The organism is Acidovorax sp. Root70, from assembly GCF_001428225.1.
Taxonomy (GTDB): Bacteria; Pseudomonadota; Gammaproteobacteria; order Burkholderiales; family Burkholderiaceae_C; genus Acidovorax.
Genome location: NZ_LMHQ01000010.1, coordinates 1 through 24,874, shown reverse-complemented (window position 1 = coordinate 24,874; position 24,874 = coordinate 1). Strand labels below are relative to the sequence as shown.

Annotated in this window: 24 protein-coding genes; 10 read left to right on the top strand and 14 right to left on the bottom strand. The window is 65.5% G+C overall.

Going from position 1 to position 24,874, the window contains the following annotated elements; genetic code table 11:
* The first annotated feature begins 175 nt into the window (after positions 1–175).
* Entirely contained in the window at positions 176–685 is a 510-nt protein-coding gene (locus ASD94_RS06935) for a hypothetical protein (RefSeq protein WP_056640490.1), read from the top strand.
* A 73-nt stretch (positions 686–758) separates the two neighbouring features.
* On the top strand, positions 759–2,105 hold the full coding sequence (gene argA, locus ASD94_RS06930) for an amino-acid N-acetyltransferase (protein WP_056640487.1): 1,347 nt from the start codon (positions 759–761) through the stop codon (positions 2,103–2,105).
* Here the strand turns inward: argA and bla are convergent.
* Positions 2,102–3,016, bottom strand: coding sequence for a class A beta-lactamase (gene bla, locus ASD94_RS06925; protein ID WP_056640646.1), 915 nt, complete (start codon positions 3,014–3,016; stop codon positions 2,102–2,104). The two genes, argA and bla, sit on opposite strands and share 4 nt — an antisense overlap.
* A gap of 113 nt (positions 3,017–3,129) precedes the next feature.
* On the opposite strand from bla, the gene ASD94_RS06920 reads away from it, so the two are divergent.
* Positions 3,130–4,050 (top strand): LysR family transcriptional regulator, encoded by a 921-nt coding sequence (locus tag ASD94_RS06920; RefSeq protein ID WP_056640483.1) that lies wholly within the window; start codon positions 3,130–3,132, stop codon positions 4,048–4,050.
* A 102-nt stretch (positions 4,051–4,152) separates the two neighbouring features.
* Here ASD94_RS06920 and ASD94_RS06915 read toward each other — a convergent pair whose 3' ends face one another.
* Complete coding sequence (locus ASD94_RS06915; protein WP_056640480.1) at positions 4,153–5,781, bottom strand: HD family phosphohydrolase; 1,629 nt, start codon at positions 5,779–5,781, stop codon at positions 4,153–4,155.
* Positions 5,782–5,872: 91 nt separating this feature from the next.
* On the opposite strand from ASD94_RS06915, the gene ASD94_RS06910 reads away from it, so the two are divergent.
* The 3 genes from ASD94_RS06910 to ASD94_RS06900 all read left to right on the top strand — a co-directional run bounded on the left by ASD94_RS06910 (position 5,873) and on the right by ASD94_RS06900 (position 7,935).
* On the top strand, positions 5,873–6,874 hold the full coding sequence (locus ASD94_RS06910) for a rhodanese-related sulfurtransferase (protein WP_056640477.1): 1,002 nt from the start codon (positions 5,873–5,875) through the stop codon (positions 6,872–6,874).
* Positions 6,871–7,539, top strand: coding sequence for a glutathione S-transferase (locus ASD94_RS06905; RefSeq protein ID WP_056640474.1), 669 nt, complete (start codon positions 6,871–6,873; stop codon positions 7,537–7,539). The genes ASD94_RS06910 and ASD94_RS06905 overlap by 4 nt, the downstream gene beginning before the upstream one ends.
* Positions 7,540–7,716: 177 nt before the next feature.
* Entirely contained in the window at positions 7,717–7,935 is a 219-nt protein-coding gene (locus ASD94_RS06900; protein ID WP_056640471.1) for a hypothetical protein, read from the top strand.
* A 141-nt stretch (positions 7,936–8,076) separates the two neighbouring features.
* Here the strand turns inward: ASD94_RS06900 and ASD94_RS06895 are convergent, their stop codons facing one another.
* The 6 genes from ASD94_RS06895 to ASD94_RS06870 all read right to left on the bottom strand — a co-directional run bounded on the left by ASD94_RS06895 (position 8,077) and on the right by ASD94_RS06870 (position 13,501).
* On the bottom strand, positions 8,077–8,613 hold the full coding sequence (locus ASD94_RS06895; RefSeq protein ID WP_056640468.1) for a disulfide bond formation protein B: 537 nt from the start codon (positions 8,611–8,613) through the stop codon (positions 8,077–8,079).
* A 146-nt stretch (positions 8,614–8,759) separates the two neighbouring features.
* A complete protein-coding gene (locus ASD94_RS06890) occupies positions 8,760–9,884 on the bottom strand; it encodes a sulfate/molybdate ABC transporter ATP-binding protein (RefSeq protein WP_056640465.1) in 1,125 nt (374 codons plus the stop codon).
* Positions 9,881–10,786: a sulfate ABC transporter permease subunit CysW gene (gene cysW, locus ASD94_RS06885; protein WP_056640462.1), complete on the bottom strand. Its 906-nt coding sequence runs from the start codon at positions 10,784–10,786 to the stop codon at positions 9,881–9,883. The genes ASD94_RS06890 and cysW overlap by 4 nt, the downstream gene beginning before the upstream one ends.
* Positions 10,783–11,652 (bottom strand): sulfate ABC transporter permease subunit CysT, encoded by an 870-nt coding sequence (cysT, locus tag ASD94_RS06880; protein ID WP_056640459.1) that lies wholly within the window; start codon positions 11,650–11,652, stop codon positions 10,783–10,785. Before cysT ends, cysW begins: the two co-directional genes overlap by 4 nt.
* Before the next feature lie 24 nt (positions 11,653–11,676).
* Positions 11,677–12,681, bottom strand: coding sequence for a sulfate ABC transporter substrate-binding protein (locus tag ASD94_RS06875; protein WP_056640456.1), 1,005 nt, complete (start codon positions 12,679–12,681; stop codon positions 11,677–11,679).
* A 232-nt stretch (positions 12,682–12,913) separates the two neighbouring features.
* Positions 12,914–13,501 (bottom strand): alpha/beta hydrolase, encoded by a 588-nt coding sequence (locus ASD94_RS06870; RefSeq protein WP_056640454.1) that lies wholly within the window; start codon positions 13,499–13,501, stop codon positions 12,914–12,916.
* 193 nt (positions 13,502–13,694) lie between these two features.
* On the opposite strand from ASD94_RS06870, the gene ASD94_RS06865 reads away from it, so the two are divergent.
* From ASD94_RS06865 to ASD94_RS06855, 3 genes are read left to right on the top strand one after another with little or no spacing between them, the layout of a single operon-like run.
* Positions 13,695–14,603: a hypothetical protein gene (locus ASD94_RS06865; protein WP_056640451.1), complete on the top strand. Its 909-nt coding sequence runs from the start codon at positions 13,695–13,697 to the stop codon at positions 14,601–14,603.
* A gap of 38 nt (positions 14,604–14,641) precedes the next feature.
* Positions 14,642–15,256 carry a sigma-70 family RNA polymerase sigma factor gene (locus ASD94_RS06860; protein WP_056640642.1) on the top strand — a complete coding sequence of 205 codons (615 nt, stop codon included), beginning with the start codon at positions 14,642–14,644 and terminating at the stop codon, positions 15,254–15,256.
* Positions 15,253–16,326, top strand: a complete 1,074-nt coding sequence (locus ASD94_RS06855) for an ankyrin repeat domain-containing protein (RefSeq protein WP_056640448.1) — start codon at positions 15,253–15,255, stop codon at positions 16,324–16,326. Before ASD94_RS06860 ends, ASD94_RS06855 begins: the two co-directional genes overlap by 4 nt.
* A 102-nt stretch (positions 16,327–16,428) precedes the next feature.
* On the opposite strand, the gene ASD94_RS06850 is transcribed toward ASD94_RS06855, so the two are convergent.
* Both ASD94_RS06850 and ASD94_RS06845 read right to left on the bottom strand, forming a co-directional pair.
* Positions 16,429–17,298 (bottom strand): HDOD domain-containing protein, encoded by an 870-nt coding sequence (locus ASD94_RS06850; RefSeq protein ID WP_056640639.1) that lies wholly within the window; start codon positions 17,296–17,298, stop codon positions 16,429–16,431.
* A gap of 138 nt (positions 17,299–17,436) precedes the next feature.
* Complete coding sequence (locus ASD94_RS06845) at positions 17,437–18,384, bottom strand: LysR family transcriptional regulator (RefSeq protein WP_056640445.1); 948 nt, start codon at positions 18,382–18,384, stop codon at positions 17,437–17,439.
* Between the two features lie 146 nt (positions 18,385–18,530).
* On the opposite strand from ASD94_RS06845, the gene ASD94_RS06840 reads away from it, so the two are divergent.
* Complete coding sequence (locus ASD94_RS06840; protein ID WP_056640442.1) at positions 18,531–19,175, top strand: FMN-dependent NADH-azoreductase; 645 nt, start codon at positions 18,531–18,533, stop codon at positions 19,173–19,175.
* A 168-nt stretch (positions 19,176–19,343) separates the two neighbouring features.
* Here ASD94_RS06840 and ASD94_RS06835 read toward each other — a convergent pair whose 3' ends face one another.
* The 4 genes from ASD94_RS06835 to ASD94_RS06820 form a co-directional block, all read right to left on the bottom strand.
* On the bottom strand, positions 19,344–21,650 hold the full coding sequence (locus ASD94_RS06835; protein WP_056640439.1) for a bifunctional diguanylate cyclase/phosphodiesterase: 2,307 nt from the start codon (positions 21,648–21,650) through the stop codon (positions 19,344–19,346).
* 275 nt (positions 21,651–21,925) lie between these two features.
* Positions 21,926–22,762, bottom strand: a complete 837-nt coding sequence (locus ASD94_RS06830; protein ID WP_056640435.1) for a MetQ/NlpA family ABC transporter substrate-binding protein — start codon at positions 22,760–22,762, stop codon at positions 21,926–21,928.
* Between the two features lie 237 nt (positions 22,763–22,999).
* Positions 23,000–24,088 carry a DUF6817 domain-containing protein gene (locus ASD94_RS06825; protein ID WP_056640432.1) on the bottom strand — a complete coding sequence of 363 codons (1,089 nt, stop codon included), beginning with the start codon at positions 24,086–24,088 and terminating at the stop codon, positions 23,000–23,002.
* Positions 24,089–24,411: 323 nt separating this feature from the next.
* Positions 24,412–24,720, bottom strand: a complete 309-nt coding sequence (locus ASD94_RS06820; protein WP_056640430.1) for a hypothetical protein — start codon at positions 24,718–24,720, stop codon at positions 24,412–24,414.
* Positions 24,721–24,874 lie beyond the last annotated feature (154 nt).

Genomic DNA, 24,874 nt, shown 5'->3' with positions numbered 1-24,874 from the left:
TCTCAAGCAGCCGCTACGTACCACCCAAAGCGCAGCCCCGACCAAAGCCGGGCCGCAAAGGCTGACTTAGCCACGGGGCCAGTCACCCACCACACGACCCGGCATCTCCGTGGCATGCTCCTGCCACACCATTGCATTGCCGCGTATGCACGCAGGTCTGCCACCAGGAACCGCCATGGCCCACGGTTTTTCAGAATCATCCAACGGGGTGCGTTACGCGGAGCACATTTCCGTGCCCATGCGCCTGTTTGTGGGCCTGCTCAGCGCGGCGATGTTCTTGATTCCGGTCCCCTTTGTGCAACATGCCAGCACCGCCACTCCGTGGCCTCACCTCCTCCTGGCCGCCGCCTGCGTGCTGGCGGCCAGCGCGATGGGGTTGCTGTTCATGGCCATTGCAATGGGACGGGTGCTCACGCTGCAGTTCGACGCCGCCCGGCGATGCATGGTGCGCACGTCCCGCTGGCCGCTGGGTGCGCGCAGCACCTCCATTGCATTCGACCAGATCGCGCCGCCCGACATCCAGCGACGCGAATCGGAAGACGGTCCCTACTATGTGCTGCGCCTGGCGGTACAGGGGGAGCGCCCCCTGCAACTGGGCGGCTTTGACCGCAGGGAAGAAGCCGAGCACTGGTGCCACCGCATCGCTGCGCTGGTAAGGCCTGGCATCCACTCGGCGCCCGGATGAAGGAGCAGGTTCTAAGGACACTTATCATTCGCACCTCGCACATTTCCGCCACCGCCCCACGCCACCTCCGTCCATGTCCGCCGTCTTCAACTTCACCTTTGTCCCCTGGTTCCGCTCGGTGGCGCCCTACATCCACAAATTTCGCAACCAGACGTTTGTGATCGGGCTCACGGGTGAGGCCATCGCGGCAGGCAAACTGCACAGCATTGCGCAAGACCTGGCGCTGATCCAGGCCATGGGCGTCAAGATCGTGCTGGTGCACGGTTTTCGCCCGCAGGTGAACGAGCAGCTCGCGGCCAAGGGGCATGCGGCCAAGTATTCGCACGGCATCCGCATCACCGACTCGGTGGCCCTCGATTGCGCGCAAGAGGCTGCGGGCCAGCTGCGCTACGAGATCGAGGCGGCCTTCAGCCAAGGCCTACCCAACACACCCATGGCAGGCGCCACCGTGCGAGTGATCTCGGGCAACTTTCTCACGGCGCGGCCCGTGGGCATTGTGGATGGGGTGGATTTTCAGCACTCGGGCCTGGTGCGCAAGGTGGATGTGGCCGGCATTCAGCGCACGCTGGACATGGGGGCGCTGGTGCTGCTGTCTCCGTTTGGCTTCTCGCCCACGGGCGAGGCCTTCAACCTGAGCATGGAAGAAGTGGCGACCAGCGTGGCCATCGAGTTGCGGGCTGACAAGCTGATCTTTTTGACCGAGGTGCAGGGCATCCGCATGTCGCCCACCGAGCCCGAGAGTGACGACAACCCCATCGACACCGAGCTGCCGCTGGCCGCTGCGCAGGCCCTGCTGGCCCAGTTGCCACCCGCCCAGCAGCCCACCGACACTGGCTTTTATCTGCAGCACTGCGTGAAGGCCTGCAAGGCCGGCGTGGAGCGCAGCCACATCCTGCCGTTTGCGGTGGATGGCTCGCTGCTGCTGGAGGTGTATGTGCACGACGGCATCGGCACCATGGTCATCGACGAAAAGCTGGAAGAGCTGCGCGAGGCCACCATCGACGACGTGGGCGGCATCCTGCAGCTGATCGAGCCCTTCGAGAAGGACGGTACGTTGGTCAAGCGCGACCGCACCGAGATCGAACGCGACATCTCCACCTACACCATCATCGAGCACGACGGCGTGATCTTCGGCTGCGCCGCGCTCTACCCCTACCCCGAGGCCAAGACGGCGGAGATGGCCGCCGTGACCGTATCGCCACAAAGCCAGGGCACGGGCGACGGCGAAAAGCTGCTCAAACGCATCGAGCAGCGTGCACGCCTGCTGGGGCTGGACAGCATCTTTGTGCTGACCACCCGCACCATGCACTGGTTCATCAAGCGCGGCTTCTCGCCGGTAGACCCTGACTGGCTGCCCGACGCCCGCAAGCGCAAGTACAACTGGGATCGCAAGAGCCAAGTGCTGGTCAAGAAGCTCTAAGCACGGGTGAAAGTCTCGTGTGCGGCCGCCACGGCGCGCGCCACCTGGGCAATCGCCGCATCCCGCTGCTCGGGCGACGCCATGGAGCGCGTGAGGTAACAGGTCACCAGCACCGGGGCGCCGCCGCCCTGCGGCCACAACACGCCGATGTCGTTGGCCGTGCCGCTGTCGCCCGCCGTGCCTGTCTTGTCGCCCACCTTCCAGCCCGGCACACCGGCGCGCAGCCGTTTGTCGCCCGTGCTGGTCTCCACCAGCCAGCGCTGCAGCCAGGCCCGGGACGTGGGGCTGAGCGCGTTGCCCAGCACCAGTTTCTGCATGGTCTGCCGCATGGCCAGCGGCGTGGTGGTGTCACGCGGGTCGCCCACGGCAGCCTCATTCAGTGTGGGCTCCGTGCGGTCCAGCCGCGTGACCTCATCACCCAGGGAACGCACGAATGCGGTGAACCCGGCCGGGCCGCCGTGGCGGGCCAGCAGCACATTGGCGGCGGTGTTGTCGCTCAGGCTCACGGTGGCAGCGCACAGCTCTCCCACCGTCAGGCCACCACCATCGCCCGCGCGCGGGCCGCTGACGGGCGAGTACGCCACCACGTCGGCCGCTGCGTAGTGCACACGTGCATCCAGCCGCTCTTTGCCCTGGTCCACCAAAGCCAGCATCCAGCCGGCGAGCACCAGCTTGAAGGTGCTGGCCATGGCAAACCGCTCGTCTTGCCGCCAGCCCAGCGCCAGGCCCGACCCGGTATCGAGCATGGCCACACCCAGGCGGCCCTGGGCGGCGCGTTCGATGCCGGCGAGGGTGTCTTTCCAGACGCGGGTGGTCTGGTCGCGGCGGTCCGGGTTGCAGACGGCAGCGCAACCCCACAAAGGCAGGGCCGTGGCGGCCATCAAACCCAAGGAAAACTGTCTTCTTTGCATATCGATGGAAAGCGTGTTGAGGAACAAGGCCCGAACGATACTGGGGTTCAGCCCCCAGCACCATCGACAATAATTGCCAAAAGCCCCAAGAAAAACTTTGACCTTTTGGCGCCATGCACTTGCCGCTCAACGCCCTGCGTGCCTTCGAGGCCTCGGCCCGCCACCTGAACCTCACGCGCGCCGCCCAGGAGCTGCACGTAACCCAGACCGCCGTGAGCCAGCACATCCGCAAGCTGGAAGACCGGCTGGGCAAACCGCTGTTCCGGCGCCTGCCGCGCGGGCTGGCACTGACGGATGAAGGCCAGGCACTGCTGCCCGTGGTGGTGGAGTCGTTCGGCAACTTGCAGCGCGCCCTGGAGAAGCTGGGCGACACCCGCCCGCGCGAGGTGCTGACCGTGGGGGCTGTGGGGACGTTTGCGGTGGGTTGGTTGCTGCCACGGCTGCGCGATTTTCAGCAGGCCTGCCCCTTTGTGGATCTGCGCCTGCTCACGCACAACAACCGGGTGGACATGGCGGGCGAAGGGCTGGACTACGCCATCCGCTTTGGCGACGGCGCCTGGCACGGCACGCAAGCCGACCGCATCATGGATGCGCCCATGTCGGTGATGTGCTCACCCGCCCTGGCCCACGGCCTGCGCACGGCTGCCGACCTGGCGCGCCAGCCTTTGCTGCGCAGCTACCGCACCGACGAATGGACGGCCTGGTTTGAGGCGGTGGGGGCGCCCTGCCCCGTGGTGCGTGGCGCGGTGTTCGACTCGTCCCTCACCCTGGCCGAAGCAGCGGCGCAGGGCGCGGGCGTGGCGCTGTTGCCGGTGACGATGTTCGCGCGCGAACTGCAGCAGGGCCGTCTGGCACAGCCCTTCGCACAAGAGCTGCACCGGGGCGCCTACTGGCTGACGCGGCTGCAGTCCCGCCCTGCCACGGGGGCCATGACGGCGTTTCGGGACTGGCTGCTGGCGCAGGCCAGCGCCGGGGCGGGGGCAGCACTGGTACCAGCGCCATCGCAGAGAAATTGGAGTGATTTAGGCCGGTAGCGCTAGTGTATATTGCGCTAATAGCTATCAATTAAATAGCAAACCATCCGAAGGCATCGGTGCGCGCTATGGGACGATGCGCCACCCGGGCGCCCGGCGAAATCAAAAACCCATCGCCGTCACATCCACCGCGTCCACCTGCCCCGCCTCCAGAAACTGTTCGCCATACCGCAGGTACACACGCTCCCGCACAAACACCTCGAACAGGTCGGGGTCGATGTGCCCGTTGTCGCGCATCTTGCACATGATGGCGATCGCTTGCGACAAGGTCATGCCGCTCTTGTAGGGCCTGTCTGCGGCCGTCAGCGCCTCAAAGATGTCGGCGACGCCCATCATGCGGGCCTGCAGCGACATCTGCTCGCGCGTGAGGCCGCGCGGGTAGCCCTTGCCATCCATGCGCTCGTGGTGGCCGCCCGCGTATTCGGGCACGTTTTGGAGGTGCCGCGGCCAGGGCAGCGTCTCCAGCATCTTGATGGTCGCGACGATGTGGTAGTTGATGGTGTCGCGCTCGGCCTGGTTCAGGGTGCCGGCTCGGATGGTGAGGTTCTCCACCTCCTCGGCCGTCAAAAAGCTCGTCTGAACGCCTTGCGGGTTGCGCCAGTGGCGCATGGCGGCGATGTCGCGCACACGCTGCTGGTCCTCGGGGCGCATGGCCTCGGTGCCGGTGTTGCAGTGGCGCAGAAACTCGCGGTCGTCCTCCAGCGCCTGGATCTCGTGCTGCAGGGCCTGCAGCTCCTGCCCCTCGGCACGCGCGTCCACCACCGGGCGTAGCGCCAGCTGGCGGCGCAGCGCAACCAGCTCGGCATCGCGCTTGAGCACTTCAAACCGCGTGTCCACCAAGCCGATGCGGTCGTAGATGGTTTGCAGCTTGGTCGCCTTGTCCACCACATGCACGGGCGTGGTGATCTTGCCGCAGTCGTGCAGCAGGCCCGCCATCTTGAGCTCGTAGCGGTCGCGGTCGCTCATCTTGAACGCAGCCAGCGGCCCCTCGCGGGTGGCATCCACGGCTTCGGCCAGCATCATGGTAAGGGCCGGCACGCGCTGGCAGTGGCCGCCGGTGTAGGGCGATTTTTCGTCGATAGCCAAGTTGATCAGGTTCACAAACGACTCGAACAGCCGCTCGAGCTGCGTGATAAGCAGCCGGTTGGTCAGCGCAATGGCCGCTTGCGACGCGAGCGACTCGGCCAGGCTCTGGTCGGCTTGCGAGAAAGTGATGACTTCGCCCGTCTCCGGGTCGCGCGCATTGATGAGCTGCAGCACGCCGATGAGTTCAAGATCGTGGTTCTTCATCGGCACCGTGAGGAACGACTGCGACCGGTAGCCCGTGCGCACATCAAACGCGCGTGTGCCCGAAAAATCAAACCCCGCCGCGCTGTACGCGTCGGCAATGTTCACCGTGCGGTCGTGGATGGCAGCGTGGGCCGCCACCAGCGAATCGTTGGGCGCGCCATCGACCGTGCGCAGGGGCAGCAGCGGCAGGTCGATGGGCTTGCCGGTCGTGCCCCCGAGGCGGATGCCCAGCGAATCCGTGCGCAGGATCTCGAACTTGAGGGCTGACTGGTCTTCCGTCACGCTGTAGAGCGTGCCGCCATCGGCCCCGGTGATGGTCTTGGCGGCCTCCAGGATGTTCTCCAGCAGCCGGTCGATGTCCCGCTCGCGCGAGAGCGCGGCGCCGATGCCGTTGAGCTGCTCCAGCCGACGGAACAGATTGAGAGTGGATTCCTTGCTCATGCGACCACCTTGCAAGCAGCGTTGGTAACCCCGCATCGTAACGAAAGGTGACAGCTATCATCACCTTTCCTGTTTCAAAAACACCCAATTCGTGGACTCGGTCACACCCCGCTTTCTCACCGCCGCGCTTTACCAGTTTGTGGACCTGCCCGACTTCGCGGCGCTGCGCGAGCCCCTGCAGGCCCTGTGCGACGCCCATGGCGTGCGCGGCATGCTGCTGCTGGCGCCCGAGGGCATCAACGGCACCATTGCGGGCGAACCGCAGGGCGTGCACGCCGTGCTGGCGTGGCTGCGCAGCGATGCGCGCTTTGCCGCCCTGCAGCACAAGGAGGCGCTGGCCGAGCGCATGCCCTTCTATCGCATGCGCGTGCGCCTCAAGCGCGAGATCGTCACCCTGGGCGTGCCGGGCCTGAACCCCGCGCGCAATGCGGGCACCTACGTCAAACCCGAGGATTGGAACGCACTCATCGACGACCCGGGCGTGGTGGTGGTGGACACGCGCAACGACTACGAGGTGGGGATTGGCACGTTTGAGCGCGCCATCAACCCACACACGCAGACCTTTGCGGAGTTCCCGGCCTGGGTCGAAAAAGAGAAACAACCCGGCGGCGTGCTGGCAGGCAAGCCCAAAGTCGCCATGTTCTGCACCGGCGGCATCCGCTGCGAAAAATCCACTGCGCTCCTCAAATCCCAAGGCTTTGACGAGGTCTACCACCTGGAAGGCGGCATCCTCAAATATCTGGAAACCGTGCCCGAAGAAGCCAGCCGCTGGCAGGGTGACTGCTTTGTGTTTGACGAGCGCGTGTCCGTAGGCCACGGCCTCGCACCAGGCCACCACCAGCTGTGCCGCTCCTGCCGCATGCCGCTGGGAGAGGCCGAACTGCAGTCGTCCCACTACGTGCGCGGCGTGAGCTGCCCGTACTGCCACGGCACCCGCACGCCCGAGCAGGAACGCGCCCTGGCCGAGCGCGAGCGCCAGATGCAACTGGCCCGGCAACGCGGGCAGGAGCACATCGGCGCACAGCAACCCGGCCGCCCCGAGCGCAGCGCAGGCCAGGGCGCGGGCGACGATGGTATGGGTGACACGGCGTGACCGCCCTCCCCATCCTGTACTCCTTCCGCCGCTGTCCTTATGCCATGCGCGCCCGCCTGGCCCTGGCGGTGAGTGGCCAGGCTTGCGAACTGCGCGAGGTGGTGCTCAAGAACAAGCCCCAGGGTTTGCTGCTGGCATCGCCCAAAGGCACTGTGCCGGTGCTGGTGCTGCCCAGCGGCCAGGTGCTGGAACAGAGCCTGAACATCATGCTGTGGGCGCTGGCGCAGCACGACCCGGAAGGCTGGCTCAGCCCCAGCAACGGCACCGTGGTGGACATGCTGGCGCTGATTGCACAATGCGACGGCCCTTTCAAGCAGGCGTTGGACCGGTGCAAATACCCCGGCCGCTACCCCGATGCCGACGCGGCCCTGGCACGCCCCCAGGCCGTGGAGTGGTTGCAAACGCTGGAGAGCAGACTGACCGAATGCACCGGTCTGTTTGGCGACCGGGCAGCCCTTGCCGACATGGCCATTGCGCCCTTCGTACGGCAGTTTGCGGGCATTGACGCCGCCTGGTGGAGCGCCCAGCCCTGGCCGCGCTTGCAGGCCTGGCTGGCGCAGTGGCAGGCCAACCCGCTGTTTGACCATGTGATGCCCAAACTACCCGCCTGGGTGGACGGCACGGAAGGCGTGCTGTTTCCGAACGGAGCCGGAGTGGCAGACTGACACTAATGTCCCGGCCCTGCTTGAGATCTGTGCTTCGGGCATCATCTTCTTCAGACACCCCACGCTCCAGGCCCCAAGGGTGGCCAGAACACCCCCTCTGTCGGCCGTGCGCACGCCCCAAGCCCTGCTCAGATTCACAGCGCAGAGCCCTTTCCAAGAACCCTTGATGGACCCTACATGAAGATCATCGACGAGATGCTGAACCTGGACCTGCTCACCCGAGAACAGCACGTGCAAATCAGCGCGTGGATTGCACGATCTGCCTCGCCTGACGAGATCTTGCAAATGCCCGCTCCCCTGTGGCAGGCCGTGGAGCGCGCCAGCCAGACCATGGGCATCAACGAGGACCTTCTGCGTCCGCCGGCGCTGGACGCTGGGGGCGTGGTGCTGGGTTAGCCTGCACCCTTGCGGTTGCCCAGGCACTCCGGGGCGGTCTGCGCTTCTTGCAGCAGAAGGTCTGGCGTTTGAAGTCCGCCCCTGAACAGAAAAGGCGCTCCACGGAGCGCCTTTTTCATGAAAGTCTGTACACCACAGGCATCAGGCCATCGAATAGCCCGCGCCCCGCTTGTTGCCGCCCTTCAGCGCTCGCGCCAACAGTACCAGCAGCACCAGGCCAAACCCCACGAAGCAGACGAACGACCAGTTGGCAATCGAGCCGCCCAGGAAGGTCCAGTCAATCGCCGTGCAATCTCCCGAGCCTCGGAAGATCATGGGGATGGCGCGGCTGATGGGGTAGTTTTCGATCATGCCGTAGAAGTCGCGGCCACAGGTGGCGATCTCCGGGGGGTACCACTGCAGCCAGCTCTGGCGGGCCGCCACAAAGGCGCCAAACCCGGCAGTGAGCACAGCCAATACCGCCCAGGTCATCCACCAGCCCTTATTGCCCCGTGCGCTTGCCAGGGCGGTGAAGACTGCCACGCCAATGAGTGCATAGCGCTGCACGATGCACATGGGGCAAGGCTCCAGGCCCACCACGTGTTGCAGGTACATGCCAAAGGCCAGCATCGCCACACAGGCCACGCTGATCAGTGCCAGCACGCGGCGCGGGGCCTGATCGATCCAGTTCAACAACATCTTTGTTATCCCTCATCCAACAGTAACCGCCCAGGGCATTGCCTCTGAAACCGTTACTCCCCAAGCATGCGGACGGCCAGCAAGGGCCGTCCCGCAGAAGAGGCCGTCGTCCCCTCGGGGGAAGACGCGAAGCGGCTCAGGGAGAATCAAATCCCAGCGGCGTGATCCAAAAACACTCGGGCGCGGCGCGGTGTCACCACCAGCGTTTCGCCCTCTTTGAAACCCATCTCCTTGAACTGCTGCGCAGGGATCTGCGCTTCGATCAAGGGGTCCGGGGACGCATTGTCCGCTGGTTTGTGGTCGCCCGAGGGAATAAGTTCCAGTCGCGCAATCGGCCCCACCACAATGGCGCGGCTCAGCTGGGCCACGATGCCACGGGGGCGGCCCTCGGCGTCCAGACCTGCGCCGGGAGAATAACGCTCCACATCCAGGTCATGCGGACGCACATAGGCAAAGGCCTTGGCGTTCTGTGCGGCCTGGTGCTCGGGCGAGTCGATCTGCATGCCTTCGAGGTGCACCAGGCCCTCGTGGGCACGCCCATGGAACAGATTCACGTCGCCCAAAAAGCCGTACACGAAGGGGCTGGCGGGCTGATCCCACACCTGCTGGGGCGAGCCACTCTGCTCGATCTTGCCCTGATTGATCACCACCACGCGGTCGGCCACTTCCAAAGCTTCTTCCTGGTCGTGGGTCACAAAAATCGAAGTGACATGCAGCTCGTCATGCAGGCGGCGCAGCCAGCGGCGCAGTTCCTTGCGCACCTTGGCGTCCAGCGCGCCAAAGGGTTCATCCAGCAGCAGCACCTTGGGCTCCACCGCCAGGGCGCGGGCCAGCGCTATGCGCTGGCGCTGGCCGCCCGAGAGCTGGGAGGGGTAGCGCTCGGCCAGCCAGTCGAGCTGCACCAGCTTGAGCAGGTCCATCACCTTTTTCTTGATCTGCGCCTCGCTCGGGCGCTCACTGCGGGGCTTGACGCGCAGGCCGAAGGCCACGTTTTCGAACACCGTCATGTGGCGGAACAGTGCGTAGTGCTGGAACACGAAGCCCACGTTGCGCTCGCGCACATGCACGTCGGTGGTGTCTTCGCCGCTGAAGTGGATGGTGCCCACATCGGCCGTCTCCAGGCCTGCGATGATGCGCAGCAGCGTGGTCTTGCCGCAGCCCGAGGGGCCCAGCAGCGCGATGAGTTCGCCCGAGGCGATATCGAGGCTCACATCGCGCAGGGCCTGGAAATCACCAAACTGCTTGCTGACGTTACGGATTTCGATGCTCATGGTGTCGTTCCTTGGGAAGGCCGCTCGGGGGGGATTTCTGCGGCGGCCTTCAGAGCCTGTTCATTGCGGTGTTCGGCAATCGTCTTGATGACCAGCGTGACCAATGCCAGCAGAGCCAGCAGCGAGGCGGCAGCGAACGCTGCCACCGACTGGTATTCGTTGTAGAGAATCTCGACGTGCAGCGGAATGGTGTTGGTCTGCCCCCGGATGTGGCCCGACACCACCGACACCGCGCCAAACTCGCCCATGGCGCGTGCGTTGCACAGGATCACGCCGTACAGCAGGCCCCACTTGATGTTGGGCAGCGTCACATACCAGAAGGTCTGCCAACCGCTGGCACCCAGCACGATGGCGGCCTGCTCCTCGTCGTTGCCCTGCGCCTGCATCAGCGGGATCAGCTCGCGCGCGATGAACGGGAAGGTCACGAAGATGGTGGCCAGCACGATGCCCGGCACGGCAAAGATGATCTTGATGTCGTGCTCCTGCAACCAGGGGCCAAACCAGCCGTTGGCGCCGAACATGAGCACATACACCAGCCCGGCCACCACGGGCGATACCGAGAACGGCAGGTCCACCAGCGTGGTCAGAAAGGCCTTGCCTCTGAACTCGTACTTGGCAATGCACCAGGCCGCCGCCACACCAAACACCAGGTTCAGCGGCACCGCGATGAGCGCGGTGATCAGCGTGAGCTTGATGGCCGACCAGGCATCGGGCTCGCGCAGGCCTTCGAGGTACGCGCCAAAGCCCTTGCGCAGCGCCTCGGCAAACACGGCGGCCAGTGGCAGCACCAAAAACAGCAGCATGAAGGTCAGCGCAATGCCGATCAGCGTGTAGCGCACCCACGGCGCTTCCGTGGTGCCCGCTTGTGCGCGGCGAATGGTTCGGGAGTTGTTGCCGCTCATGCCGGAGCCCCCGCGTGGCGGCGCTGCCAGGCTTGCAGCGCGTTGATGATGAGCAGCAGGATGAAGGAGATGACCAGCATCACCACAGCCACCGCTGTGGCGCCTGCGTAGTCGTACTGCTCCAGCTTGCCGATGATGATGAGCGGCGTGATCTCCGACACCATGGGCATGTTGCCGGCGATAAAGATCACCGAGCCATATTCACCCACCGCCCGCGCAAACGCCATGGCAAAGCCGGTCAGAAGCGCGGGTGTGATGGAGGGCAGGATGACCATGGTGAAGGTCTGCCACCGCGTGGCGCCCAGGCAGGTGGCAGCTTCTTCGAGTTCTTTCTCGGCGTCTTCCAGCACCGGTTGCACCGTGCGCACCACAAACGGCAGGCCGATGAAGATCAGCGCAATCACGATGCCTGCGGGCTTGAAAGCGAGCTGGATGCCCATGGGCTCCAGAATGCTGCCCACCCAGCCATTGCCCGCCAGCAGGGCGGTGAGCGAGATGCCCGCCACAGCCGTAGGCAGCGCAAACGGCAGGTCCACCAGCGCGTCCACGATCTTCTTGCCCGGAAACTTGTAGCGCACCAGCACCCAGGCGATCAGCAGGCCAAACACCAGGTTGACCAGCGCCGCGATGAACGATGCGCCAAACGTCAGGCGGTACGAAGCCAGCACGCGCGGCGCACTGATGGCCGCCCAGAACTGGTCCCAGGTGAGGGTGAAGGTCTTGAAGATCAGTGCCGACAGCGGGATCAGCACGATGATGCTCAAGTAAAACAGGGTGTAGCCCAGAGACAGCCCGAAGCCGGGCAGCACACGCTTGGGCGTGCGCCGTCCGGCCGGGGCTGCGGCCACAGCAGTCGCAGTGGTCATAGGTGAGTCAGAAGCGAGGCGGGCTTACTTGGCGCCAGGGGTGTAGAGCTTGTCGAACTGGCCGCCGTCGTTGAAGTGCACCTTCTGCGCTTCGGTCAGCGAACCAAAATACTTGGCCACCGTGAACTGCTTGAGCGGCTTGAAAGTGGCTTCGTACTTCTTGAGCACCTTTTCCGAGCGTGGGCGGATCGCGTGTTTGGCGGCAATCTCCTGCGCTTCATCCGAGTACAGGTAGTCCAGGTAGGCCTTGGCCAGCTGGGCCGTGCCCTTCTTGGCCACGGTGCGCTCCACCACAGCCACGGGGTTCTCGGCCACCACGCTCACTGAGGGGTAGATGGCATCGACCCTGCCCGCGCCAAATTCGCGGTCAATGGAAACCACTTCGGATTCAAAGGTGATGAGCACGTCGCCCTGGTTGCGCTGCAGGAAGGTGGCCGTGGCGTCACGCCCACCCTTGGCCAGCACAGGCACGTTCTTGTAGAGCTTGCCCACGAACTCGGCGGCCTGCGCTTCGGTGCCGCCCTTTTCACGCACGGCGCCCCAGGCGGCGAGGTAGGCATAGCGGCCATTGCCGCCGGTCTTGGGGTTCACCACGATGACCTGTACGCCGGGCTTGATGAGGTCGTCCCAGTCCTTGATGTTCTTGGGATTGCCATTGCGCACCAGGAACAGCATGGTGGACGTGGTGGGCGATGCGTCGTTGGGAAACTTCTTGGCCCAGTCCTTGGCGACCACGCCGTTATCGGCCAGGAACTGCACGTCAGTGGTCGTGTTCATGGTCACCACGTCGGCGGCCAGGCCGTCGTTCACGGCGCGCGCCTGGGCGCTGGAGCCGGCGTGTGACTGGTCGATCTTCACGTCCTGGCCGGTCGTCTTCTTGTAGTGGGCGGCAAAAGCAGTGTTGTAGTCCTTATAGAACTCGCGGGCCACGTCGTACGACACGTTGAGCAGCGAGTTCTGTGCGGCAGCCATGCCGCTCGCGGCCAGGGCCAGGGAGGCCAGGAGGGTCTTGAGTTTCAGAGAAGTCATGGTGTGTCGCCCAAAAATTGCTGGAGATACCGCATTGTGCGGAGGCCTCTTTAAAACTCAAAAGAATATATTCTTGTTAATTAATCGTATATTGGCATATAGATTTTTCATCGGACTCCAGGAAACGATTGCACGCCTTCTGGAACACCGAGGCCCCGCGCATGAAATTTCAAGCCAAAAGTGCTTCTAGTGCTTGTCAATCAAGCGTCAAATGCTATCAACAATATAGCAATCAGGCGACTGCAGACGATGCGTGTGTCGAGGCTGCGGGGCGTTGCGGCACGGTGGCGTGGTCGCCTTCCAGCGACTGCAGCAGCGCCCAGCCCAGTGGCCATTCGCCGTGGCCAGACTCGATGTTGATGTGCCCTGCGTTTTGCATGCGCACGAACTCGCTGCCCCAGGCCCGCGCATAGGCGCCAGCCAGACGGATGGGGCAAAACGGGTCGTTGCTGCTGGCCACCACGATACTGCGGTAAGGCAGTGCGGCATAGGGCACGGGCGCAAAGTCGCTCAGGATGGCCCGGCGCTCGGGGTCAGCCGGGGCCACCAGCAGCGCGCCGCAGACCTTGGCCGCAGCCTCAGGGCCCATGTGGGTGGTGGCAATGCAGCCCAGACTGTGCGCCACGACCACCACGGGGTGCGGCGCTGCCAGCACCGTCTTTTCCAGCTGGCTCACCCATGCGGACCGGGTGGGCGTGATCCAGTCGTCCTGCACCACACGGCGCGCGTTCGGCAGGCGCTCGGCCCACAGGCTCTGCCAGTGGCCGGGGCCGGAGTCGCGCCAGCCGGGAACGATGATGATGGAGGTGGTGGTGGTCACAGCTTTGGCATTCTGCGAGCCACGCTTTAAAACCCAAACGACTTAATTCTTGTTATTTAATCGCCAAATCATCTAAAAACAGCGAATTTCCGTGGCCCGTGAACGCGTCAGCTGATTTTTTACGCGGGCTTAACCCCATTCCACCGCCCCGTTCGTTTCACCCAGCACCCCTCACTTTTTTGATGGAGCTGCCATGAAACCCGGTTCACTCGCCCTCCCTGCCCTGACGGCATACGCCTCCCTGGCCGCCCTGATGGCGCTGACCAGCCCTCCCGCCCAGGCCATTGGCCGCCTGGCCGATGTCACCATCGTGGACCGCGATACCGGCGCCACGCTACCGGTGCACTACGCCCGGGGCGAATACTGGGTGGCCGGGCGGCCCGGTGCGCGCTATGCCATCACCGTGCGCAACCGGCTGGGCGAGCGGGTGTTGGCCGTGCCCTCGGTGGACGGCGTCAATGTGCTCAGCGGCGAAACCGCTGGGTGGGGACAGGGCGGGTACGTCTTCTCTCCCCACGAGCGCTACCAGATCACCGGCTGGCGCAAGAGCAACAGCGAGGTCGCGGCCTTCGAGTTCTCCCACATCGCCAACTCGTATGCAGCCCGCACGGGCCGCCCGGCGCATGTGGGCGTGATTGGCGTGGCCTTGTTCCGCGAACAGCCACCGGTGCCCCAACCGGCCCCGGCATTCACCCCCGAGCCCTACAGCCAGCGCCGCGACAACGGCCTGGGCCTCGGGCGCCTGCGGGAAGAACCCGCGTCGCCCGCAGCCGCTGGGGCTGCCGGTGCGCCTGCTGCCCCAGCTCCGTCGGCCGAGGCCGAATCCTCTGCCCGCTCGCAATCTTCCGACAGTGTGGCCAAGGCCGCCCCCATGCCGTCGGCCAAGCTGGGCACGGCGCACGGCCAGCGCGAGACCTCGGTTGTCTCGCACACCACCTTCAACCGGCTGCAGGACCGCCCCAACGAAATCATCAGCATCCGCTACGACAGCCGCGACAACCTGGTTGCTGCCGGCGTGATCCGTGAGCCCGTTGCCCCACCGCAGGCGCCCCGCGCGTTTCCGCAATCAGACACCCCGTCGTACGTGCCTGACCCTCGATAAGCTTGGAAGACGCCCCCGTTTGCCCGGGTATGCGCTGGATGAGGGCCTCGCATAATGCCCGGGTGCCCACCGCCCCGCCCTCTGACGAAGCCAGCGACACCGACGAGACGCTGATGCTGCGCTACGCCGGGGGCGACATGGCCGCTTTTGACCTACTCTACGCCCGGCACGAGCTGGCCGTCTGGCGGTTTGTGTTTCGCAGCGTCAAGGTGCAGGCCGTGGCCGACGACCTGCTGCAGGACGTGTGGTTTGCCGTGGCGCGCAATGCCAGCCGCTACGAGGTGAAAGCCAAGTTCCGCACCTGGCTGTTCACGCTGGCACACCACCGGCTGGTGGACCACCTGCGAACCGCCAAGCACCACACCAGCCTGGATGCGAGCGACGACGATGCGCGCACGCTGGCCGACACGCTGGTGGCTGATTCGGGCTTTGGGCCCGTGCGGCAACTGCAGTCGCGCGAGCAGGCGGCTGCGCTGATTGCGGCGGTAGAGCAGTTGCCGCTGGAGCCGCGTGAAGCCTTCCTGCTGCAGGCCGAAGGCGACCTGAGCGTGCAGGAGATTGCCGAGGCCACCGGCGTGAATTTTGAAACCGCCAAGAGCCGCCTGCGCCACGCACGGGCCAGTCTGCGCCAGCACCTCAAGGAGTTTGTATGACCCGGCAGGACGACGAGCTGGTCCGGCGCTACCACGAAGCCAGCGAACAGGAAGACGCCCGCCCCGGCGCGCATGTGCGCGATGCTGTGCGCGTGCATGCCCAGATGGCGGCCACGGCTGCAGCATCGGCGTCAGGCGCCCCAGTGACAGCCCCTGCCGCCAACCAGGCCCGCTGGAAAATTTCGGCCCTGGCCACCTTGGCCGTGGTGGGGCTGACTGGCTTGCTGATGCTGCAGTTTGAGCGCGGCATGCCCAAAGAGCGGGACACCGCTTTCAGCCACCGCAGGGCCGAGGCACCGGCGCCCGCAACCCCTGCGCCAGCGGCCCCGCCGACGCCGCAGCCACCGGCAGAGCCCTCACCAGCCACTCCGCACGCACCCGAAAGCGCGCAGAAAAGTACGCGGAACAACACCGGCCCGTCGGCCGACACCTTGTCCTCCAAGCCCTCCACGGGAGCCGCCCCTGCGCCTGCGCAGACACCAGCACCCACACAACCCGTGGCCAAGGCGGCTCCTGTGTCGCCTTCCACTGAGCCAGAAGCCCTGTCAGCGCCCCGCGCAGCAGGCGCCCTCTCCGGCTTCCCAGCATCACCCCCCGCGCCCTCAACGGTAGCAGCACCCCGAGCCGAATCCGGTGCTGAAAGGCGCGAGCGCGCAGCAACCTCAGCAGCACCTGCTCTCCAGGAGGCCGCTCCGGCTGCCGCACCTGCCGCCCGCAGCGCGCAGGCTGACTCTGCAGCGCGCGACCACCACACGGCTGCGGCAGCCCCTGCCATGCAAAAAAATCTGGATGCAGCCTTGCCCAGCACCGTCTGGGAGGCCGCCCGCACGGGCCAGACCCAGCAGGTCGAAGCGCTCGTGCAACAGGGCACACCAGTGGATGCCCGCGACCCCGAAGGAAAAACCGCCCTGATGCTGGCCGCCATGAACGGCCACACCCCCACCGTGCAGCGGCTGCTGGCCCTGCGCGCCAACCCGGCGCTGGTGGACCGCGATGGTCTGAATGCGGCGCAGCTTGCGGCCCAGCGGGGGCACACGCGCCTGGCAGAGCTGCTGGAAGCGGCGCGCTGAAAAGCGCACCGCCAAGCTACGCAGGGCTGCATCACGTACGCATGGGGTGGGCGTGTCAGTCCCATTCGGTGGCAGCGGCGAATCAGCCGCTCGCCAGAATCATCAGAACCGCACCGCCTCAAACGCCGGGTGCAGTGCGTCGATCCAATGGTCTAGCTCGTCCTGGGTCACATGCAGATGGTCCATGCCGGCTCGGCCGTGCTGCAACCATTCTCGGGTGGGCGGCAGGTTGTCGAGCTGGTTGACCAGAAACTCGGCCAGCAGGCCCAGCGCCACCAGGTGGCGCACGGTGGAATCAAACCGCTCGTCATTCAGGCACGCAAAGTCGTGGTGCAGCCAGATGGCCTGCGCCACGTCGCCCGGCAAATGCCAAGTGCGCGCCACGATGGCACCCATCACCGCGTGGTCAGTGCGGTGGCTGGCGTTCTCGGTCTGGGTGAAGGTGCGGTCCTTGCGCGCCAGGGCCTCGGTCACGGTGCCTGCATAGCCCCGCACGGCCTTCACCAGCACCGGCATGCCCACATGGCAGAACAGCCCGAAGCTGTAGCCCAGGCCCGGGTCCAGGCTGTAGAGCTGGTGGCCGATGTGCTCGCACGCGATGGCGCGGCGCTGCGAGCTTTCCCAGAAATGCTCCAGCAACGGCGAGCGCACCTGCAGCGCGTTGCGCGTGATGAAGGCCGACAGCAGCTCCACCGCCGGTTGCAGCCCCAGCACCGTCAGCGCCATGCCCACGGTCTGCACCGGCTGGGCCAGTCCGTACAGCGGGCTGTTGGCCAGCCGCATCACGGCGGCGGCCAGGGCCACGTCGGAAGATGCCAGCTGCTCCAGCGCGGTCGAGTCCAGCTCGGGCGCCGCCACGATCTCCTGCAGGCGCAGCAGCGATTCGGGGCACGGCGGGATCACGATGGCACGCACGGCAGGGTGCACGCGGGCTTGCCGGATGTCTTGGTCGATGGGGTGTGGAGCGGTCACAAAAAGTCCCCGGGCCGCCGCGTGTGCCGACCACACGGACGGGCGCAGCCCGCACAGTTGCAATTCGTTGCATTGTGGCGCTAAAAAGCGTGCCACCCACCGAACCCGTGCACCCGCGCCGTATTTGCGCTTGGCAACTCAGATGTTCGCGCCGTCGAGCCCCTGTATGGCCTGCCGCGTGCTCAGGCTGCTGCGCCCGGGCATGGCCTCACCCAGGTAGTCCAGAAACCGCCGCACAGCGGGCGAAAGCCCCCGGCGCGAGGGGAACACGGCGTGCACGATGGCGGGCGCGGGCGCCCAGTCGGGCAATACCCGCACCAGCTTGCGCTCGCGCATTTCTTCCTGGCACATGTAGTCGGGCATCCAACACACGCCCGTGCCCGCCACAGCGGCGTACTTGAGCGTGAGCAGGTCGTCCGCCACGTAACGCGGGGTGTGCTGCACCATTTGGTGCACACCGCCGGGGCCGATCAGGTTCCAGGTGGACCGGCCATCGGGGGCCGACATGGCAATGCTGTCGAGCTTGGCCAGGTCGTCTAGCGTCTGGGGCGTGCCCTGGCGGATCAGCAGCTCGGGGCTGGCCACCAGGATCTGTGTGGTGTGGTCCAGGCGCTTGACGACCATGCTGCCGCTGTCATCCACCGAGGGGCGCACGCGCAGCGCCACGTCAATGCCCTCTTCCACCAGATTCACCGCGCGGTTGCTCACCAGCATGTCGATGCGCACCTCGGGGTACTGGGCCAGAAACCGGGGCATCAGCTCGGCCACCACGGTCTGCGCCAGCGTCACGGGGCAGCTCACGCGGATGGTGCCGCGCGGCGTGGTCTGCACCTGGGCCACGGTGTCGGCCGCGGCCTGGGCCGACTCGCGCATGGCCTGGCAGTGGCGCAAATAGGCTTCGCCCACTTCGGTCAGCGAGAGCTTGCGGGTGGTGCGCTGCAGCAGGCGCACGCCCAACTGCGTCTCCAGGTCCGACACCCGGCGCGACAGGCGCGACTTGGGGATGCCGAGGGCGCGGCCCGCAGCGGCAAAGCCACCGCGCTCCACCACTTCGGCGAAATACAGCATGTCGTTGAGGTCTTGCATGGCCGGGTCCGTAACACTTCAATCGTTCTATGGATAGAACAATCTATCGCAAGTTCACTACCTTATCAACAAATTGATCCATCCCCACAATTCATCCCATGGCCACACGCTGTGGCTCCGATCCACAGAACCCAAGGAGTTCCCTCATGCAACTGCTTCACATCGACTCTGCCATCACTGGCGATCAATCCGTGTCCCGCCAACTGACTGCCCGCACCGTGGCTGCATGGCAAGCCGCCCATCCTGGCACCACCGTGCAATACCTGGACCTGGCACAGCAGGCCCCTTCGCACCTGTCGGCCCAGTCGCTGGGTTTCCGCACCGGCCAAGCCGCTGCGACCGAGGTGGAACGCAATGAAAACGCCCTGTCCGAAGCGCTGGTGAGCCAGTTCCTGGCCTCCGACGTGATCGTGATCGGCGCGCCGCTGTACAACTTCTCCATCCCCAGCCAGCTCAAGGCCTGGATTGACCGCCTGGCGCAAGCGGGCCGCACCTTCAAGTACACCGACAAGGGCCCCGTGGGCCTGGCTGGCGGCAAGACGGTGATCGTGGCCTCCACCCGTGGCGGCGTGTACTCCACCAGCGAAGGTGGCCAGGCCATGGAGCACCAGGAGAGCTATCTGAAGGTGGTGTTCGGCTTCTTCGGCATCACCGATGTGCGTTTTGTGCGCGCCGAAGGTGTGGCCATGGGCCCCGACGCCAAGGCCACCGCCCTGGCTTCGGCCGACGTGGAGATCACCACCCAGACCAGCGTCGCCGCCAACCAGGCCCGCGTGTCGCAGGCAGCGTAAGCGGTTCACGGACGACGGCGCCCAGGGCTCAACAAGCCCTGCAAGCTCCCAAGAACCCGGATCTGTGCCGGGTTTTCGCATTTATCAAGGCAAAACGGCTGGATGCGCTAGTGGAATATGCCTGAGCAGCTATCATTTTTGATATGCCGCGCGCAAGCATTGCCGCAGTCACTGCGCCGCGGATGGCGCCTGCCGCTGCAACCATTGCTCGGCGAGCTGCCGGGGCGGCAGAGCCGGGGCAAACAGCCAGCCCTGAAAGCGCTCGCAGCCCATGCGGATCAAAAACTGCAGCTGTTCCTCGGTCTCCACCCCCTCGGCCACCACCTCCAGCCCCAGCGTGCGGGCCAGGGCATTGACGGTGGCGCAGATCTCGCGGTCGTTCACGTCCACCACGATGTCACGCACAAACACCTTGTCAATCTTCAGCTCGCTCACCGGCAGGCGCTTGAGCTTGATGAGCGATGAGTGGCCAGTGCCAAAGTCGTCGATCGACAGCGCGAAACCCGCGTTCTTCAGGTCGAGCGCAATGGCGTACAGCGACTCATCCAGCAACTGCGACTCGGTGATCTCCAGCACCAGCCCGGCGGGCGCCACCCCCGCGCGCTGGGTCACGTCCAGCAGGGTCTGGGTGAAGCCCGGCTCGCGCAACTGGATGGTGGAGACGTTGACCGACACCACCGGCACCTGCCAGCCCTCGGCGCGCCACTGCGCCACCTGGCGGCAGGCGGTCTCGAACACCCACAGGCCAATCGGCACGATGAGCCCGCTCTCCTCGGCCAGCGGGATGAACTCGTCGGGCGGCACCGGCTTGCCGTCCACCGACCAGCGCAGCAGCGCCTCGGCCCCCACCGTCTGGCGCTGCTGGTTGAACTGGGGCTGGTACACCAGCGTGAACTCGCCTCCCTGCAGCGCGCCGTGCAGGCGGCGGCGCAGCTCCAGCCGGCCGCGCGTGATCTGCGTGAACTCCTCGATGTAGAACCGGTACGAGCCCCGCCCCACGCTCTTGGTGGCATGCAGCGCCGAATGTGCGTGGCGCACCAGCTCCACGCTGTTCTTGGAGTCGTCCGGGTACAGGCTGATGCCCAGGCTGGCGCCCATGTACTGCGCGCCCACCTCCGACAAGTCCCAGGGCTGCGCCAGGCCCTCCAACAGCGAGGCCGCCAGCTGTGCCAGTTCGGTGCGCGAAGCGGGGCGCAGCAGCATTACGGTGAACTGGTCATTGGCCAGCCGTGACACCAGGCCCTGCCCCGCCAGCAGCTGGGTGATGCGCTGGGCCACCTCGCTCAGCAACGCATCGCCCACGCGATGGCCATAGGTTTCATTCACGCTCTTGAAGTGGTCCAGGTCGATCAGCAACAGCGCCACGCGGCGGTTGGCGGCCTGGGTGTCGCGCGCAGCCTCGGCCACGGCACGCTCCAGCGCGTCTTCAAAGTAGCGGCGATTGGGCAGACCGGTGAGTGCGTCAAAGTGGGCCACGCGGTACAGCAGCTCCTCGTTGCGTAGCACAGCGGCCTCGGCCGTGCGCAGGCGGTTGAGCAGGCTCACCACGATCGTCTGGCGCAGTGCGGCCAGCAGCAGCACCAGCAGGCAGCACGCCAGGATCAGCGCCTGCATGCCCGCGCGCCCGTCGGGGGCCACAAACAGCAGCACCAGGGTGATGGCGGCCAGCGTCATGGACAGCAGCGGCACATAGTTCATCGCCCGGTCGCACTGGCGGCGGTAGGCGGCGTCTGCCGACACTTCGAAACGCATCCAGCGCGAGCCCCATCCCAGCACCAACGCCGACACACTGAAGCTGGCGTTGAACCAGATGCCCGGTTGCACCGTGCCGCTGATGACCATGAGATTCCACTGCATCCAGCTCAGCCCATAGCCCAGCAAGCCCAGCAGCACCAGCACGTGAGAGCGCTCGATGCGCACCCCCACCGTGGGAATGGCCAGCGCCGTGACCCCGGCTGCCGCGAGAAATCCGGCCGGGTACAGCACCAGCACCGTGCCCACGGCCAGCGAGTCCACCTCGCCCGAGGGCAGATAGATCACCAGCGTGAACGCCAGCAGCGCCAGCACCGTGCCGCCAAAGTCCAGTGCTGCCGGGTAGGCGCGGTCGCGCGAGAGGCGCGCAAACGTGGCGCGGATGACGCTGGCAGCCCATAGCGGCCCACCGGCCAGAAACAGCAGATCGGCAGGCGCTGGGAACGGGTTCCAGCCCAGCGCCACCTGCACGTTCCACACCATCTGCCCCAAGGCCACCAGCACGGCAAAGGCCAGCAGCCCGGTGTGCAACGCGCGGTCGGTAGGGGGCGCTCGCCGCCAGCCGCCCCAGGCCCAGAAGGCGGAGAGCCCAAACCCCAGCGTCCAGGACGCGTTGTCCAGAAACAGCCGCACGCCAGGTTCCGGCACCCACAGCGAGGCAACGAACAACAGCGTGGTCGCACTCAACCAGGCCGCTGAGAGGATTCGTTCCGCGAAGGGCATGGTGGAGGGTTAGGTGTTACCGGACGTTACCCTCTCATTGTGTATCCAAGCGCGATACCGCAGGTTGCCCGGCGCAACGCAGCGGGAATGGGATCGGTGTTTTGCTATCACTTAAATAGCTTTTGGTGCTTTATGGATAAGCACCAGGGGCCAAAAGCGCATGAAAAGTCACGCGCTTTCTGGGTGGCCCCTCAGGCCCTGCCCCCCTTGCGAGAGAGGGAGTCGCATCGCAGAACTGCAGCGCTGACCGTGAAAGGGTGCGCTTGCAATTGGCCTCAGAACCCGGGCAGCACCGAGCCCTTGAACTCGGTCTGGATGAACTTCCTGATTTCTTCGGAGTGGTAGGCCTTCACCAGCTTGGCCACCCAGGGCTTGTCCTTGTCGGCTTCGCGCACGGCGATCAGGTTGACGTAGGGGCTCTTGGCGTTTTCTTGCGAGATCGCGTCCTTGCCAGGGTTCAGGCCTGCCGACAGCGCAAAGTTGGTGTTGATGGCCGAGGCGTCCAGGTCGTCCAGCGAACGGGGCAGCTGGGCGGCGTCGAGTTCGACGAACTTGAGCTTCTTGGGGTTGCTCACCACGTCGAGCGGCGTGGCTTTCAAGCCCGCGCCGTCACGCAGCTTGATCAGGCCCTTGTCCTGCAGCACCAGCAGCACACGGCCGCCGTTGGTGGGATCGTTGGGGATGCCGAACTTGGCGCCTTCCTTCAGGTCTTCGAGCTTCTTGACCTTCTTGGAATATAGGCCGATGGGGAAGTTGACGGTGTAGCCCACCGACACCAGCTTGTAGCCACGGTCGGCCACTTGCGCATCGAGGTAAGGCTTGTGCTGGTAGCTGTTGGCATCCAGGTCGCCCGCAGCCAGCGCAGCATTGGGCTGCACGTAGTCGCTGAACTCGACGATCTGGATCTTGAGGCCGTCCTTCTCGGCGACCTTTTTCACCTGCTCAAAAATCTGCGCGTGGGGGCCGCCGGTCACGCCCACCTTGATGGGCTTGTCCTGGGCCATGGCGCCCGACGAGAAAGCGGCAGCGGCAGCCAAGGCCAGGGCGGATTGCAGGAGAAGGCGCTTGTTGTTGTTCACAGGGAAAACCTTTCGTTGAGAGATGGCTCGCATCCTAGGGTTTCCCCGATAAAACAGGAACAACTAAGTTTTCATTTCATTACAACTTATTCGAATAAGAAGACAAGGCCCGTGCCCCCACCCCACCCCCACCTCATGAAACTGGCGCGCGCCCGGCGAGGGCAGCCGAGCAAGGGCCGTCCCGCAGCAAGGGCTGCGTCCCCTTCCCGAATCGCGCAGCGATTCGGGAGAAGGGGGAAGTGGCGCAGCCACTCAGAGGGATGTTCCAAGTCACCCGCGCAGTGCCACGTTGTTCAGCTTGTCCAGCCGCTCGGGCCAGGTGCCTTCCACCGTCGCGCCTTGTAGCAGGATGCGCGTCCAGGCCACCCAGGCGTCCCACTGCACGCGCTTGTCCCACGCATTGCCCCAGGCGCTGAACAGGTGCAGCGCGCTCTCGGCGGCGGCCTTGGCGTCGTCCTTGCGGCCAGCGGACAGATACAGCTGCGCCAGCACCATCTGCGGCTCGCCCACCCAGGGGTTGTGGCGCACGGCGCTTTCCAGCACGCCGGTGGCCACGTCCAGGTCCACCAGCGGCTGGTCTTGCTGGATGACCGACCAGTACAGTGATGTGGCTGCTGCCTCGTTGGCAGCAGACAGGTGCTGCGAGCAATGCGCAAACACGGGGGGCATGGGCAGCACGTCCTTCAGCCCCGGGTGCTGCAGCGCCTTGGCCAGCCCGTTGATCTGGTGCACCATGCGCCCCGACGGCCGCATGGGCCCGGGCCAGAGCGATGCGGCCCAGTGTGCCTTCTGGTTGCGGTGTTGCACGTCCGGAAAGCGCGAAAAGATGTCGTCCTGCCAGCTGAACCACTGCTCAATGGTGTCGGCCATGCTCACGATGATGAAGGCCGCCACCTCGTAGGGCGTGAGCACGTGGTCCTGCCCATCCTTTTGCAGCACCAGGCTGCCGTCGGCCTCCAGCGCATGGGCCAGCACCTTTTGCACAAACTGCGTGCGCGACTGGGTGCAGAACAGGTAGACCAGGTGCTCGGCCGACTCGCCTGCAATCTCGCGCACCCGGGCGCGCTCCTTGGCGGGGTCGAACTTCACCAGGTCCACAAACGCATTGCCGTACACGCTGTGCAACAGGCCCAGCAGGCGCACATCGCGCGGCTGCTGCCACACCGTCAGCGTGCGCGTCACGCCCACCAGGTGGTGGCGAAACGTGCCCGCCTTGTGCCAGTCTTGCCCCACATTGCGTGCCAGCACCGTGGGCAGCCCGGGCGCCAGCTCGGGGTCGCGGGTCAGCCACTCGTCGTCCAGCAGCGGCAGCGCGCGGGCAAACAGGTCAGGGTCCAGGGGGTGAAGCGGCAGGGTCATGGGGTTGTGTCTCCGGCGTTGAGGGTGCAGGTAATGCAATGTACACACAGTATCTGCCCCCACGGCGGTTGCGCAAGCACGGGGGCGACCCGGCCCCTACACCAACCACGCGCCTGCACGGCGGCTCGGTCAGCCCCATTGCGTGCTGCGTGCCTTCAGGTGCAGAGACTGAGAGTTTTTCAGCCGGGCCCGAAAGGCGCGCCAATACGCCTCGGATCTAGGCGCAAGGCACAGCCATAGCTCAAGCTATGGCGAGCATTGGTAACGACGAACCGGGGCGTATGGGCGTGCCAGGCGGGCGTGGATAAAGGACTCCCAGCCTCTCAGACCAGCCGCACCTCAAAGTACGCGCCCTCGCCCTCCCCCAAGTCCCGGAACCCGGCCTGCCGGGCCGCCACGCTGGCCTTGCCCCAGGCCTTGAGCAGTGTCAGATCGCCAGGGGACACCACCTCGGGAGGCGACTCCTCCAGGCTCTGCATGGTGTCCAGCGCGGCCGCCACCTGCTCAGGGCCGCCGAGCTGCTTTTCCAGGGCCCTGGCGTACCGGGTTTCGGCGGCCATGCGCTCCTTGGCCGGAAGCTCCTCGGGGTAGTCGCGGAGGTTGACGACGTAAGTGGATTCGATGACTTGCATGGCGCTGCTTCTCCTGTGGTTTGATGCTGTATAAATATAAGGGGTATCTATTTAGCTCCAGTGGCATCAGAATAGCTGGATGGAAACCCAGATGCTAACGCCAACTCCTGGACAGGACTACCCTCGCACCTGGAACGAATTTCTTGACTGGTTT

Bases quoted from the DNA above. Each gene is read 5' to 3' on its own strand.
- ASD94_RS06835 (WP_056640439.1), bottom strand. From the start codon at position 21,650: ATGCCCTTCGCGGAACGAATCCTCTCAGCGGCCTGGTTGAGTGCGACC.
- ASD94_RS06935 (WP_056640490.1), top strand. From the start codon at position 176: ATGGCCCACGGTTTTTCAGAATCATCCAACGGGGTGCGTTACGCGGAG.
- ASD94_RS06895 (WP_056640468.1), bottom strand. From the start codon at position 8,613: ATGTTGTTGAACTGGATCGATCAGGCCCCGCGCCGCGTGCTGGCACTG.
- bla (WP_056640646.1), bottom strand. From the start codon at position 3,016: ATGCAAAGAAGACAGTTTTCCTTGGGTTTGATGGCCGCCACGGCCCTG.
- ASD94_RS06920 (WP_056640483.1), top strand. From the start codon at position 3,130: ATGCACTTGCCGCTCAACGCCCTGCGTGCCTTCGAGGCCTCGGCCCGC.
- ASD94_RS06840 (WP_056640442.1), top strand. From the start codon at position 18,531: ATGCAACTGCTTCACATCGACTCTGCCATCACTGGCGATCAATCCGTG.
- ASD94_RS06825 (WP_056640432.1), bottom strand. From the start codon at position 24,088: ATGACCCTGCCGCTTCACCCCCTGGACCCTGACCTGTTTGCCCGCGCG.
- ASD94_RS06830 (WP_056640435.1), bottom strand. From the start codon at position 22,762: ATGCGAGCCATCTCTCAACGAAAGGTTTTCCCTGTGAACAACAACAAG.
- cysW (WP_056640462.1), bottom strand. From the start codon at position 10,786: ATGAGCGGCAACAACTCCCGAACCATTCGCCGCGCACAAGCGGGCACC.
- ASD94_RS06820 (WP_056640430.1), bottom strand. From the start codon at position 24,720: ATGCAAGTCATCGAATCCACTTACGTCGTCAACCTCCGCGACTACCCC.
- ASD94_RS06875 (WP_056640456.1), bottom strand. From the start codon at position 12,681: ATGACTTCTCTGAAACTCAAGACCCTCCTGGCCTCCCTGGCCCTGGCC.
- ASD94_RS06915 (WP_056640480.1), bottom strand. From the start codon at position 5,781: ATGAGCAAGGAATCCACTCTCAATCTGTTCCGTCGGCTGGAGCAGCTC.
- cysT (WP_056640459.1), bottom strand. From the start codon at position 11,652: ATGACCACTGCGACTGCTGTGGCCGCAGCCCCGGCCGGACGGCGCACG.
- ASD94_RS06900 (WP_056640471.1), top strand. From the start codon at position 7,717: ATGAAGATCATCGACGAGATGCTGAACCTGGACCTGCTCACCCGAGAA.
- ASD94_RS06855 (WP_056640448.1), top strand. From the start codon at position 15,253: ATGACCCGGCAGGACGACGAGCTGGTCCGGCGCTACCACGAAGCCAGC.
- ASD94_RS06860 (WP_056640642.1), top strand. From the start codon at position 14,642: ATGAGGGCCTCGCATAATGCCCGGGTGCCCACCGCCCCGCCCTCTGAC.
- ASD94_RS06865 (WP_056640451.1), top strand. From the start codon at position 13,695: ATGAAACCCGGTTCACTCGCCCTCCCTGCCCTGACGGCATACGCCTCC.
- argA (WP_056640487.1), top strand. From the start codon at position 759: ATGTCCGCCGTCTTCAACTTCACCTTTGTCCCCTGGTTCCGCTCGGTG.
- ASD94_RS06845 (WP_056640445.1), bottom strand. From the start codon at position 18,384: ATGCAAGACCTCAACGACATGCTGTATTTCGCCGAAGTGGTGGAGCGC.
- ASD94_RS06890 (WP_056640465.1), bottom strand. From the start codon at position 9,884: ATGAGCATCGAAATCCGTAACGTCAGCAAGCAGTTTGGTGATTTCCAG.